Below are 12085 nucleotides of genomic sequence, written 5' to 3'. Positions count from 1 at the left end.
GATTGCAGATTGCAGATTGCAGACTTACAAAAAATCCCATTCGCGAGCGAATGGGATTTTTTATATAAGACAAAACATTAATTCGTTTCCTTTCTTTCCAATGTAATCTATCTTCTGCCTCCTGAGTTCTGAAATCTGCCATCTAATTTCGGCTACCTGAGAACCACATCTCTGACCACATCTCTTTTCAGTTCCTCATTAATCATTTTTATGATTTTGGATTTACCGTGACTTAATTCCTCGCGCAACACCGCAGAAGTTAATTCGACATACAGTGTAGAACCTTTCAGAACCACATTATTGGTATAACTGTTTACCCCATTTCCCATCAAAGTAAGCCATGCTTCCTTCACGTCAATTTGATCCATTCCGGGTTGCAATTTATTAACCTCAATAATTTGCTTCAAAACATCTGCTATCGAACTCTGATTATTTAGTCTTTTTGCCATAGTCATCGAGCTTTATTGGCCCTGTTTTTTTATAATGATATTCCTTTTTCTCTGCATTCAAAACTACGAATTCGGTAGCTGTCAAAGCCAATATTTCCTCGCTCCATTTCATATATGGAGTGCTGTAGTCCAAAAAAACCTGGTCATCAGCAAAACGTACTTTTACATTTTCAAACGTATCATTTACTAAAAAAGTCCCATCCAATTGTGGCATCACTTTCTTACGAATTCCCGTATTATTCTTATCAATTCGGAAATAATCAAACGATTCATTCATTCCGTATTGTTTCTCTTTTCCATCCTCAAAAATCACTTTTTCAATCTCCCAATACCCATTGATTTTGGCAACATCTGCCGAAGTTATTTTTTGTTTACACCCAATAAATAAAAGTGCAACCAGCAAAACACCAAATACTTTTTTCATAGAATAATTATTTTTTTAAGGAGCCATTCCTGCTATTCGTTTCAATCTTATAAGCCGAACCCCGGCTTATAAGGATTTTCACTGCTATCAGGGCTAGGCATCCATTTTGTCAATATCTTTTATATATACCACAAAGTTAAACTTTAAAAAACCAAAGAAAATAAAAAAACGCATTCTCATTAAACTATTTTCTATATTTTTGGTCTTACCCAAAACCAACCAAACCAACTATGTCAAAATCAGCATTATTACTCGTCTTTGCATTTTTCTGCATCAATTGCTCTTCCGACAATACCGACCCAACACCTACTCCTACACCTACAGAAACATTATATTTTCCTCCACTTACAGGCACCACCTGGGAAACCAAATCTATAGAAAGCCTCGGTTGGAAACAATCTGCCGTTCAACCGCTGTTGGATTATTTGGAGCTCAAACATTCCAAAGGGTTTATCATCCTTGTCAACGGTCGTATTGTAATGGAGAACTATTTCAATGGTCATGATGCTGCAACCAATTGGTATTGGGCAAGTGCAGGCAAAACATTGACATCAACCATGACTGGAATTGCACAACAGGAAAACCTCATCAATATCAACAACAAAGTATCGCAATATATAGGAACGGGCTGGACAAGCGCACCTCTTGTCAAAGAGAACTTAATCACCTGTAAAAATCTATTGACGATGACTTCTGGCCTAGACGACACCACCGATGATGTTTCGCCCTCAGCTCTAACCTACACTGCCGATGCAGGCACGCGCTGGGCGTACCACAACGTATATGTAAAATTACAAGATGTGATTGCACAAGCCAGCGGGCAATCCTGGAGCAACTATTTCAATGCCAAATTAAGAGACAAAATCGGAATGAATGGCGCTTGGTTTACTTCTGGCAACAATATTGTTTACAGCAGCACCACAAGAAGCATGGCCCGTTTTGGATTATTAATGTACAATAAAGGAAAATGGGAAAATGAAGTGATTTTAAACGAAGCCTACTTCAACGAAGCGACAAACACCTCACAAAATATCAACTTAGGTTACGGTTATTTATGGTGGCTCAATGGTAAAGCCAATTATCATTTACCACAATCGCAACTCACTTTTCAAGGAAGCATCATCCCAACAGCTCCAAACGATATGTTTATGGCTTTGGGCAAAAACGACCAGAAAATTTATGTGATTCCCAGCAAAAAAATGATTGTAATCCGAATGGGAGATGCTGCAGACAACGTAAATCTTGCCCTATCCGATTTTGATGAAATGCTTTGGACAAAAATAAGTGCTTTGTATCAATAGCAATAAAATTTACTTTTAAAAAAGTGCTTAAATAATTAGCGGTGTTTTGTAATTAGGAAATTACGAAACACCGCTAAACTTTTTATTCTTGATAACTATCGAAATTTAGTTACCTATTTCTTAATCCTTCTCATCAATCCAAAAAAGAAAAAAACCAAACCAACAATCAGTAATACATAATAAAAACTGGCGCTGGTCGTCCTAATGATGTTTGCCAACACAAAAGCCGCAATACTTATAAAATAAAAATATATAGGGCTAGCATTTTTTAAAGAAGAAAAATTCATGAATATCTATTATTTAAAAAAACTATCTACAAACTCGTATTTATTAAAAACCTGCAAATCTTCAATTCCTTCTCCAACACCAATGTATTTTACCGGAATTTGAAATTGATCCGAAATACCAATAACAACACCACCTTTGGCAGTGCCGTCCAATTTGGTAACGGCTAAGCAAGAAACTTCTGTTGCGGCAGTAAATTGTTTGGCTTGTTCAAATGCGTTTTGCCCTGTAGAACCGTCCAAAACCAACATTACATCGTGTGGAGCGTCTCCAACCACCTTTTGCATTACACGTTTTACTTTTGAAAGTTCGTTCATCAGGTTAATTTTATTGTGCAAACGACCTGCAGTATCAATAATAACAATATCAGCATTTTGAGCCACTGCCGATTGCAAAGTATCAAAAGCAACTGAAGCAGGATCGCTTCCCATTTCTTGACGAACGATAGGCACGCCTACCCTGTCTGCCCAAATTTGCAGTTGATCAATAGCAGCGGCACGAAAAGTATCGGCAGCACCAAGAACCACATTATATCCAGCTTTTTTAAATTGATAAGCTAGTTTCCCAATTGTCGTTGTTTTTCCAACACCGTTTACACCAACCACCATCAAAACATACGGTTTGGTATTTACTGGAATGACAAATTCTGTTGCTTCACCGGTATTGGTTTCAGATAACAGTCCTGCAATTTCCTCTCTTAAAATCAGATTGAGTTCTTCTGTTCCAAGATACTTATCGGCTTCTACCCTTTTTTCAATTCGGGTAATTATTTTTAAAGTTGTATTAACACCAACATCTGATGAAACAAGGATTTCTTCTAAATTATCCAATACATCATCATCTACTTTTGATTTCCCCGCTACCGCTTTGGTTAACTTCGTAAAAAAAGTAGTTTTTGTTTTTTCTAGACTTTTGTCTAATGATTGCTTTGCCTGTTCACTTAGGCTCGAGTCTTTTTTCTCAGAAGAGAATATTTTTTTAAAAAAGCTCATGGAGTTTTATAATTTGTAATTTACATTTGTTAACTTAAACAAGAAAAATCAATTAAAAACAAAAGGATTTGGCTCTAAAGAAATTCTCGAAAAAGTAGTTTTATTTTCGAGCTGTAAATATAGAAAATAAAAAAGCTACTTCCGAATGAAAGTAGCTTTTCTATAAAATGTAATAGTTAATTATTTCTTTTTCAAGAACTCATCAACTGCTTCAGGAGCCATAATAGATTCAACGAATGTATATGCTCCAGTTATTGGAGATTTCACCATTTTGATGGCTTTTGATAATCTCTTAGAAGATGTTTGTAACGATGCTACGGTTTTCTTTGCCATGATTCAAATGTTATTTGAAATTCAATAAAATCTTCAAATAAAATTATTTGGGATTTTATTAAAATCTCTAATTATTATTTAATTTCTTTGTGAACAGTTACTCTTTTCAAGATTGGATTAAATTTTTTAATCTCTAATCTGTCTGGAGTATTTTTTTTGTTCTTTGTTGTTATGTATCTTGAAGTCCCTGCAACACCTGATGTTTTGTGTTCAGTACATTCTAAAATTACCTGGATTCTATTCCCTTTCTTTGCCATCTTGCTATTTGTTTATTTTGGAAAAGATTATTTAATAAATCCTTCTGACTGCGCTTTTTTCAAAACTGCAGCGATTCCATTTTTATTAATTGTTTTTATCGTAGATGCTGCTACTCTAAGAGTAATCCATCTATCTTCTTCTGGAAGATAAAAACGCTTTTTCACTAAGTTCACAGAAAATTTTCTCTTAGTTTTGTTCATAGCGTGAGAAACGTTATTTCCTACCATCGCTCTTTTACCTGTAAGGTCACAAACTCTTGACATTATACTTATCTTTTATCGTTATCTAAAATCAGGGTGCAAAGAAAAGAAAAATAAACCTATAAACCAAAAAAATTATTGCTCTTTTTTTAAAATTTCTTTCTGCAACATTTCAAGGCTCTTTAGTACAGCTCTATCTATCACTTTTTCACGGGGTTGACCAAAATTAAACTCTTCAACTATAACTTCATCAGGCGTAGCCAATGCAATAAATACTGTACCTACTTCTGCATTTGTCTCTCCTTTTTTTGGCCCAGCATTACCGGTTGTAGCAATTGCATAATCAGTTTTCATTAGCTTTTGCACACTCAATGCCATCGCTTTTGCAACAGCTGCACTCACCACAGTATGCTCTTTTATCAAGCTTTCAGGGAGTCCCAAAACCTCAATTTTGACTTCAGTCGCATACGAAACAACGCCGCCTTTAAAATAATTGGAAGCACCCGGAACTGCAGTTACTATTTGCGCTATTTTGCCTCCCGTACAACTCTCTGCCGTTGAAAGTGTTCTATTTTGTTTGGTAAGCAATCTACCCAAAACAACTTCTATCGTATCCTCTTCCTCAAAACCAACAATTATATCATGAATAATTGCATCCAATGAGGCAACATATTCTTCTAATGCCTTTTCTAGTTTCTCTTTATCTGTTCCTCTTGCAGACAGACGCAAACGCAATTTTCCAGGACTTGGCAAGTAGGCAAGTTTTAAAAAATCTGGCAAACTGTCTTCCCACTTTTCTATGCGTTCAGCAACCAAGCTTTCCCCTTGTCCGTAGGTTAGGATTGTTTTATGAATAATATAAGGTCGTTTGTATTCTTTAATAATTTTTGGAATAATCTCATTTTCTACCAAATATTTCATTTCAAAAGGAACTCCCGGCAGTGATACAAAAACCGTATTTTCTTTCTTCATCCACATTCCCGGAGCGGTTCCTACCTGGTTATGAAGCACTGTACATTTGGAAGGAACAAGTGCTTGATCTCTGTTTATCTGAGTAATTTTTCGCTTAAAATAACCCTCAATTAACTGTGTTACATGAGCCAAAACAGTTTCGTTTACTACTAATTTATCTTCAAAATAATCACAGAATGTTTTTTTGGTTACATCGTCCTTTGTCGGACCTAATCCGCCAGTAATAACTACTAAATCAACTTTGTTTTGGAAATTGGAAAAAGTTTCCAAAATATGCTCTTTGGTGTCACTAATAGAGATCATTTCTGTAATTTCAACTCCAATTTTATCCAATGATTTGGCAATAAATGCAGAATTAGTGTCAACAATTTGACCAATTAAAATCTCATCTCCAATAGTAATTATAGCTGCTTTCATGTATGATTTTTTATTTTGATATAAAATTAATGTGCCTTTTAAAAAACACTAACTACTTAATTTAAAAACACAAACCTTTATATAAAAAAAATTTTAACCTTTCAAATACGTTCATTAACGCATCTAAAGATTAAAATTTATAATTTGTTTATGATTTATTAGAAGCTTAAAAAAACTTAAAAACTAAGATTTATAGATCAAAGTCTTTTTTTAATTCTTTAATAGCATCCTTTACTTGAGTTTTTACACTTTTGTAGGTTTCAATTATTTCTTTCTTTTTCCCTTCTACTTTTGTCCAGGCTTCAATTTGCAGAATTTCTTCAAATGCCACATTTAAACCTAATAAATCAAGTGTTGGTTTCAATTTGTGGGCAAATGCATAAGTATGTTTATGATCTTTGTTTTTGATACCTTCCCCTATTTCCATTAAATCAGTTGGAACTTCGGTTACAAACAGATTCAGAATTTCGTTTACAAATTCTGGGTCATTATCCGAAAGTGCGTACACTTTTGCTAAGTTGTATTTTAAAGCCATTATTTTATTTGTATTCTAAATAGTTTATGTCCTTCTAAAAATCCTTCCAAAACATCATCTGGTTTTACTGCCGCAACTCCTGCTGGTGTTCCCGTAAAAATAATATCACCAATTTTTAATGTAAAATATTGAGAAACAAATGAAATAAGCTCATCAATATTCCATAACATGCAATTGGAATTTCCTTTTTGCACTGTAATATTATTATTCGTTAATTCAAATGTAATATTTTCTAATGAAACAAACTGACTTTTATTCAAAAATTCTCCAATAACCGCAGAACCATCAAATGCTTTGGCTTTTTCCCAAGGCAAACCTTTTTGTTTCAACTTTTCTTGCAAATCTCTGGCCGTAAAATCAATTCCAACACTTATTTCGTCATAGTATTTATGAGCAAACTTAGGTTCAATATATTTCCCAACTTTACTTATTTTAACTATCAGCTCAATTTCATGATGAATGTCCTCAGAAAATTCAGGAATCACGAAAGGATGTTGTTTTAATAAAATAGCCGAATCCGGTTTCATAAAAACTACAGGTTCCGAAGGCCTTTCGTTTTTTAATTCTTCAATATGGTTGGCGTAATTTCTACCGATGCAAATGATCTTCATACTTTTTAAGTGTTCAGTGTTCAGTTTTTTCTAGTGATCAGTTTTAAAAAAAGTGATCAGTGTTCAGATTATTAATAGTTCATTTTCAGAGCCGTTTTCCAACTGAATACTAAAAAGCTGAACACTGAACACTCTTATTTAGTATTTAATTTCCTTAATTTTATTGCCGTCAAAACTTTTTTTGTATAAAGAGGGAAATCAGCATTTTGAATCCAACTAAAATAACCGGGCTCCGTTTCTAAAATTTTATCCACTTTAGCACCTTTGTGCTTTCCGAAAGTAAAAATTTCTTCGTTATCGGCATCAAAAGCAATCATTCCAGCAAAGTCTGCAATCTTTTTTCGGGTAGTAAATTCAGAAAGGAACTTCATATCGTTTTCCAACTCTGGGTAACGATCTAATTGCGCTTTTAGGATTTCATAGGTTGCCATGGTATCCGCTTCTGCAGAATGTGCATTTTCCAATCCTTTATCACAATAAAATTTCAAAGCAGCACTCAACGTTCGTTCTTCCATTTTATGAAAAACGGTTTGCACATCCACTGAAACTCTTCCCTTCATATCAAAATCGACTCCGGCACGCAATAACTCTTCGGCCAATAACGGAATATCAAAACGGTCTGAATTAAATCCAGCCAAATCGCTATCCTTAATCATATTATACACTTGAGAAGCCAGCTGATTAAACGTAGGCTCATTGGCTACTTTTTCATCACTGATACCATGAATTGCGGTAGATTGTGGCGGAATTGGAATCGTTGGATTGACCAACCACGTCTTACTTTCTTTATTTCCGTTTGGAAAAACTTTAAATATTGATATTTCTACAATTCTGTCTTTTCCAATATCGATTCCAGTAGTTTCAAGGTCGAAAAAGCAAATTGGTTTATTGAGTTTGAGTTCCATTTTTTATTTTTGAATTGGTACAAATATAAAGATTTGCGTTCAATTTCGTTTAAAGTTCCATTAAATAACAAAACCCTTTCAGAGTTTTGAAGTCTGAAAGGGCTACTGCTATAATTCATATAAAATTAAAAATCTCTATCTACATCAAATGCTTCAAGATATTCCGCTACGCGTTTCACAAAGTTCCCACCGAGTGCTCCATTAACTACTCTGTGATCGTAGCTATGCGACAAGAACATTTTTTGACGAATCCCTATAAAATCTCCCTCTGGAGTTTCGATAACCGCAGGCATTTTGCGTATCGCCCCTAGTGCCAAAATTCCTACTTGAGGTTGGTTCAAAATTGGCGTTCCAAAAACACTTCCAAAAGTACCCACATTTGTAACCGTATAAGTTCCTCCTTGAGTATCATCTGGTTTTAATTTTCCTGCTTTGGCACGACCTCCTAAGTCATTTACAGCTTTTGCCATTCCTACCAAATTCAACTGGTCCGCATTTTTTATAACCGGAACAATTAGATTTCCATTTGGCAATGAAGCTGCCATTCCTAGATTAATATTTTTCTTTTTTATAATAAATTCTCCATCCACAGAGACATTCATGTCTGGATAATCCTTCAATGCTTTGGCAACTGCCTCCATAAAAATTGGCGTGTAAGTCAATTTCTCTCCCTCACGTTTCTCAAAAGCATTTTTGTTTTTCTCTCTCCATTTTACAATATTTGTCACATCCACTTCAACAAACGACTGTACGTGAGCCGAAGTTTGTACAGAAGCTACCATATAACCAGCAATCAGCTTGGTCATTCTATCCATTTCTACAATCTCATCACCCCCACTTATGGAAACTGGCGAAACTTTTTGTGATGGAATACTTACCGAAGCTTTTGGAGTTTCAATACTTTTTGCTGGTGTTTCAACAGTTACAGCAGCAGGTTGATTCCCTCTATTTTTTACATAATTTAATATATCTTCTTTGGTAACACGTCCTTCTTTTCCTGATCCTTTGATGCTCACTAATTCGCCCAAAGAAATTCCTTCTTCCTTGGCAATATTTTTTACCAATGGTGAAAAGAATTTATCACTTTCAGAAAAATCGACAGGAGTTGAAACTGTTTCTTTGGCAACTTCTATTGTTTTCTCAATTTCAGCAGCAACTGCCTGAGTAACTTCCATACTTGGCGCTTCATTGTTTTCACCTTCCGTCTCAATGATTGCAATAGTTTGTCCTACTTGAACCAAATCGTCTTTACCAAATCGTTTTTCGACAAGAACACCCGAAACTTCCGATGGAACTTCCGAATCTACCTTATCAGTAGCGATTTCCAGCACCGCTTCATCCGCTTCTATTTTGTCGCCAACTTCTTTTAACCAATTTGTGATGGTTGCTTCTGCAACACTTTCTCCCATCTTAGGAAGCTTTAATTCAAATCTTGCCATATTGTTAATCTAAAAGGTGATTTTGATTTTCTGTTTGCGAAATTACTAAATATTCTCAATATAAATTACACTAAATGTAATTTTTACATCATTTTTACCACTTCTCCCCTATCACTATTAGAATCGCTTCCAATTATAAAACCAGAATTTTTTGGTATTATTCTAAAGGTAATTCCCTTGTTTCTATATACTTCCAGAATAAAAATGCAATCTTTGAACGAAACAAACTCATTATCCAAAATAACCTGCGTATTTTTTTCTATTGAAATCGAAGACAAATTTACCGTTTTTTCTGTTTTCCACTCGAGAAAATCTACCTTTTTTTGTACAACAAGCGCTATTATTTTTGCTAATTCATAGGTTGCAGAAAGTAACAAATACGATTTCGAAATACTTTTAACCATGGACTTTCCTTGTACTGTTTTTGCTAAAGAAAAAAATACAATTCCGATTTTCATAAAAGCAGAAAAGAAAACAGAGACCTTAAAGTGTTTTTTATAGAAAAACTCCATTGCATCCTGAAATCGTTTCATGTAAGTTCCATCCTTGACGGTACTTTCCCCTTTATAATGTATTACTGTGGTTTGGTGAAAATAATAATTCGATTTCCCTTTTTGCAGTATTCTATATGACAAATCAATATCATCTGAATACATAAAACAATTTTCGTCAAAACCGCCAGCCTCCTGGTACAATTCGCGTTTAAGAAACATAAAGGCTCCAACGAGAATGTCAACTTTACCATTCTCGTTATCGGCTAAATGCTGGGCGTAATATTTATTGAAACTATTTGTTTTTGGAAATAATTTGTATAAACCTGAAACTTTTGTGAAAGCCACCCAGGGCGTCGGTACTCCTCTTTTACTTTCGGGCAGGAAATTACCGGTTCCGTCAATAAGTTTTACTCCAATAATCCCTAAGTCTTTTTGATTTTTAGCGAAAGTCAACACTTTTTCAAAAGTATCTTCGGCAACAACGGTATCTGGATTTAGGATGCAAATGTATTCTCCTTGTGCTTGAGATACTCCTATATTATTACCTTTTGGAAAACCCAAATTCTCCTTGTTCTGAATGAGTTTAACGTTTGGAAAACGAGATTGTAACATTTGGCAACTGCCATCCGAAGAATCATTGTCAACGACAATTATTTCGGAATCTATGTTTTGCAAAGCGCTTTCGACACTTAGCACACAGAGTTCCAAAAAATAGCGCACATTATAATTGAGAATGATGACGGATAGTTGCATTTTTAGATAATTACAGCAACTTAATTAAGTCAGCCGGATTTTTTGAGTTGTTCCAAAAAACATACAAATCTATAATTTTAGTTGTTTCGTTAAAATTATAATACAAAGTGGTTTGTTTTGAAATAACAATGGAGTATATTTTTAATTCAACATTATAGATTCCTAGTGTCGGATTCTTAGACAATCGCAATAGATTTTCTTCGACTAAATCCTTAAATTTTTGAACTTCAGCAGCATTCCACTTCAGTAAAATAAAATCAGCTTCTTCAAAATAGGTGTATCCTGAATTTGGCTGCCATTTAAAAATGTATTTCATTTTAAAAATGGGTATTTTAGTTTTACCCTTCTCATCATTTCTTCATGAGAAATTCCTTTACCTTCTTTAGCATCTTGAATACTTTTCAAAATTAATTGCTTCAAAACGGGATGCATTTCTTCCGAATCGTTTAAAACTGAATTGTTTTCAGCTCCATATTTTACTGATGGTTCCTGAACTTCATTTTCTTTTTTATCGCTGGGTATCTGTTTTTTATTGTTGCTCATGACAAAAAAATTAGAAACCAAATATACAAAATAAAACCTCTTTAGCCCCGATCGAAAGGAAAATCCCCCGCTTTTGGGCGGGGATTGGGATGAGAGCGGGAATCCATGCCTACAAACAAATCCCCAATCATTCGCTCCTGCTTCGTTTTATTTTAATGGACTAGGATGGTAATGATTTGTTTTCTACCTTACTTTTGGTTACCAATCTTTCCAAATAATGAAAAAAGCATTTTTACTTTTCTTGCTCTTTACGACAGTCTCGTATTCGCAAATTTCGGGTTGCACAGACCGGCTTTCAAAAAACTATAATCCAAAAGCAACAATAAATAATGGAAGCTGCAGCTATGCATCGGCAAAAATAAAAGCCATATTTTCGAAAAAATTGAGTTATAGCATTTCAGAAATGTCTGGTCTGATTGCTTTTGAACATTTGTTATGGACGCACAATGATGATCATGATACGACTATTTACGGAATCGACTTGAACGGAAAGATTCAGAAAAAAATTAACCTTAAAGGATTAAAAAACAACGACTGGGAAGAGATTTCGCAAGACGATTCGTATATCTACATTGGCGATTTTGGCAATAACTACAAAGGAAACAGGGCAGATTTACGGGTTTTGAGAATCGAAAAAAAGTCATTTTTATTAAACAAACCCATTGTAGATACTATTGCTTTCTCGTACGCAGATCAAACCGATCTTACCCTTCAAAAAGCCAATACTACTGATTTTGACTGCGAAGCATTTGTGGTTTTGCAAGACAGTATTTATTTGTTTACCAAAGAGTGGACAGCGAAAAAAAGCAGTGTGTATTGCATGCCAAAAAACCCTGGAAACCATATTGCACGACATAAACAAACACTAAATGTAGAAGGGTTAATTACTGGCGCAACTGCTTTACCCAACAAAAAAGGGATTGTACTTTGTGGGTATTCGAGAATGCTTCAGCCTTTTTTATACCTATTATATGACTATAAAAATCATGATTTTTTGGCCGGAAATAAAAGAAAAATTTCTGTTGCACTCCCTTTTCATCAAATAGAGGGCATTGCTACCGAAGATGGAGCACTATTCTATTTAATAAATGAAGCCACCATAAAAAAGCCATTTCTAAACACTCCACAACAAATACATTCGATTGATTTGAGCCCGTTTTTAAAAGAATGATTT

At 34.6% G+C, this 12085-nt stretch carries 16 protein-coding genes; 2 read left to right on the top strand and 14 right to left on the bottom strand.

The annotated features are described in order from the left end of the window. Positions 1-152: 152 nt before the first annotated feature. Complete coding sequence (locus OLM57_RS09995; RefSeq protein WP_264563550.1) at positions 153-449, bottom strand: DUF721 domain-containing protein; 297 nt, start codon at positions 447-449, stop codon at positions 153-155. Continuing rightward, on the bottom strand, positions 430-873 hold the full coding sequence (locus tag OLM57_RS09990; protein ID WP_264563549.1) for a hypothetical protein: 444 nt from the start codon (positions 871-873) through the stop codon (positions 430-432). The genes OLM57_RS09995 and OLM57_RS09990 overlap by 20 nt, the downstream gene beginning before the upstream one ends. A gap of 230 nt (positions 874-1103) precedes the next feature. Here OLM57_RS09990 and OLM57_RS09985 point away from each other — a divergent pair, with 230 nt between their 5' ends. Next, positions 1104-2174 (top strand): serine hydrolase domain-containing protein, encoded by a 1071-nt coding sequence (locus OLM57_RS09985; protein ID WP_264563548.1) that lies wholly within the window; start codon positions 1104-1106, stop codon positions 2172-2174. 296 nt (positions 2175-2470) lie between these two features. Here the strand turns inward: OLM57_RS09985 and ftsY are convergent, their stop codons facing one another. The 12 genes from ftsY to OLM57_RS09925 form a co-directional block, all read right to left on the bottom strand. Beyond that, complete coding sequence (gene ftsY, locus OLM57_RS09980; RefSeq protein WP_264563547.1) at positions 2471-3451, bottom strand: signal recognition particle-docking protein FtsY; 981 nt, start codon at positions 3449-3451, stop codon at positions 2471-2473. A gap of 180 nt (positions 3452-3631) precedes the next feature. Continuing rightward, positions 3632-3784 carry a DUF4295 domain-containing protein gene (locus OLM57_RS09975; RefSeq protein ID WP_264563546.1) on the bottom strand — a complete coding sequence of 51 codons (153 nt, stop codon included), beginning with the start codon at positions 3782-3784 and terminating at the stop codon, positions 3632-3634. A 74-nt stretch (positions 3785-3858) separates the two neighbouring features. Next, positions 3859-4041: a 50S ribosomal protein L33 gene (rpmG, locus tag OLM57_RS09970; RefSeq protein ID WP_017495179.1), complete on the bottom strand. Its 183-nt coding sequence runs from the start codon at positions 4039-4041 to the stop codon at positions 3859-3861. Positions 4042-4068: 27 nt separating this feature from the next. Further along, the gene (rpmB, locus tag OLM57_RS09965; protein ID WP_024980263.1) at positions 4069-4305 is read right to left on the bottom strand and encodes a 50S ribosomal protein L28; all 237 of its coding nucleotides are present in this window, start codon (positions 4303-4305) and stop codon (positions 4069-4071) included. A gap of 72 nt (positions 4306-4377) precedes the next feature. After that, positions 4378-5631, bottom strand: coding sequence for a competence/damage-inducible protein A (locus OLM57_RS09960; protein ID WP_264563545.1), 1254 nt, complete (start codon positions 5629-5631; stop codon positions 4378-4380). Between the two features lie 190 nt (positions 5632-5821). Then, on the bottom strand, positions 5822-6166 hold the full coding sequence (locus OLM57_RS09955) for an Hpt domain-containing protein (RefSeq protein ID WP_264563544.1): 345 nt from the start codon (positions 6164-6166) through the stop codon (positions 5822-5824). Next, positions 6166-6777: a fumarylacetoacetate hydrolase family protein gene (locus tag OLM57_RS09950; protein WP_264563543.1), complete on the bottom strand. Its 612-nt coding sequence runs from the start codon at positions 6775-6777 to the stop codon at positions 6166-6168. The genes OLM57_RS09955 and OLM57_RS09950 overlap by 1 nt, the downstream gene beginning before the upstream one ends. A gap of 134 nt (positions 6778-6911) precedes the next feature. After that, a complete protein-coding gene (locus tag OLM57_RS09945; RefSeq protein WP_264563542.1) occupies positions 6912-7682 on the bottom strand; it encodes a 3'-5' exonuclease in 771 nt (256 codons plus the stop codon). A 125-nt stretch (positions 7683-7807) separates the two neighbouring features. After that, the gene (locus tag OLM57_RS09940) at positions 7808-9121 is read right to left on the bottom strand and encodes a dihydrolipoamide acetyltransferase family protein (RefSeq protein ID WP_264563541.1); all 1314 of its coding nucleotides are present in this window, start codon (positions 9119-9121) and stop codon (positions 7808-7810) included. An 83-nt stretch (positions 9122-9204) separates the two neighbouring features. Continuing rightward, positions 9205-10368: a glycosyltransferase family 2 protein gene (locus tag OLM57_RS09935; RefSeq protein ID WP_264563540.1), complete on the bottom strand. Its 1164-nt coding sequence runs from the start codon at positions 10366-10368 to the stop codon at positions 9205-9207. Positions 10369-10378: 10 nt separating this feature from the next. Further along, positions 10379-10684: a hypothetical protein gene (locus tag OLM57_RS09930; RefSeq protein ID WP_264563539.1), complete on the bottom strand. Its 306-nt coding sequence runs from the start codon at positions 10682-10684 to the stop codon at positions 10379-10381. Further along, positions 10681-10911, bottom strand: coding sequence for a hypothetical protein (locus tag OLM57_RS09925; protein ID WP_264563538.1), 231 nt, complete (start codon positions 10909-10911; stop codon positions 10681-10683). The genes OLM57_RS09930 and OLM57_RS09925 overlap by 4 nt, the downstream gene beginning before the upstream one ends. A gap of 217 nt (positions 10912-11128) precedes the next feature. On the opposite strand from OLM57_RS09925, the gene OLM57_RS09920 reads away from it, so the two are divergent. Then, positions 11129-12082, top strand: coding sequence for a T9SS C-terminal target domain-containing protein (locus tag OLM57_RS09920; protein WP_264563537.1), 954 nt, complete (start codon positions 11129-11131; stop codon positions 12080-12082). Positions 12083-12085 lie beyond the last annotated feature (3 nt).

The organism is Flavobacterium sp. N3904 (genome assembly GCF_025947305.1).
In the GTDB taxonomy this organism is placed as follows: Bacteria; Bacteroidota; Bacteroidia; order Flavobacteriales; family Flavobacteriaceae; genus Flavobacterium.
Note: the sequence above shows the minus strand (reverse complement) of the source record. Positions and strands in the feature narration are given on the sequence as shown.

What these genes read in the sequence shown, in the direction of transcription:
- OLM57_RS09995 (WP_264563550.1), bottom strand. Translation starts at nt 449, where the DNA reads ATGGCAAAAAGACTAAATAATCAGAGTTCGATAGCAGATGTTTTGAAG.
- OLM57_RS09990 (WP_264563549.1), bottom strand. Translation starts at nt 873, where the DNA reads ATGAAAAAAGTATTTGGTGTTTTGCTGGTTGCACTTTTATTTATTGGG.
- OLM57_RS09985 (WP_264563548.1), top strand. Translation starts at nt 1,104, where the DNA reads ATGTCAAAATCAGCATTATTACTCGTCTTTGCATTTTTCTGCATCAAT.
- ftsY (WP_264563547.1), bottom strand. Translation starts at nt 3,451, where the DNA reads ATGAGCTTTTTTAAAAAAATATTCTCTTCTGAGAAAAAAGACTCGAGC.
- OLM57_RS09975 (WP_264563546.1), bottom strand. Translation starts at nt 3,784, where the DNA reads ATGGCAAAGAAAACCGTAGCATCGTTACAAACATCTTCTAAGAGATTA.
- rpmG (WP_017495179.1), bottom strand. Translation starts at nt 4,041, where the DNA reads ATGGCAAAGAAAGGGAATAGAATCCAGGTAATTTTAGAATGTACTGAA.
- rpmB (WP_024980263.1), bottom strand. Translation starts at nt 4,305, where the DNA reads ATGTCAAGAGTTTGTGACCTTACAGGTAAAAGAGCGATGGTAGGAAAT.
- OLM57_RS09960 (WP_264563545.1), bottom strand. Translation starts at nt 5,631, where the DNA reads ATGAAAGCAGCTATAATTACTATTGGAGATGAGATTTTAATTGGTCAA.
- OLM57_RS09955 (WP_264563544.1), bottom strand. Translation starts at nt 6,166, where the DNA reads ATGGCTTTAAAATACAACTTAGCAAAAGTGTACGCACTTTCGGATAAT.
- OLM57_RS09950 (WP_264563543.1), bottom strand. Translation starts at nt 6,777, where the DNA reads ATGAAGATCATTTGCATCGGTAGAAATTACGCCAACCATATTGAAGAA.
- OLM57_RS09945 (WP_264563542.1), bottom strand. Translation starts at nt 7,682, where the DNA reads ATGGAACTCAAACTCAATAAACCAATTTGCTTTTTCGACCTTGAAACT.
- OLM57_RS09940 (WP_264563541.1), bottom strand. Translation starts at nt 9,121, where the DNA reads ATGGCAAGATTTGAATTAAAGCTTCCTAAGATGGGAGAAAGTGTTGCA.
- OLM57_RS09935 (WP_264563540.1), bottom strand. Translation starts at nt 10,368, where the DNA reads ATGCAACTATCCGTCATCATTCTCAATTATAATGTGCGCTATTTTTTG.
- OLM57_RS09930 (WP_264563539.1), bottom strand. Translation starts at nt 10,684, where the DNA reads ATGAAATACATTTTTAAATGGCAGCCAAATTCAGGATACACCTATTTT.
- OLM57_RS09925 (WP_264563538.1), bottom strand. Translation starts at nt 10,911, where the DNA reads ATGAGCAACAATAAAAAACAGATACCCAGCGATAAAAAAGAAAATGAA.
- OLM57_RS09920 (WP_264563537.1), top strand. Translation starts at nt 11,129, where the DNA reads ATGAAAAAAGCATTTTTACTTTTCTTGCTCTTTACGACAGTCTCGTAT.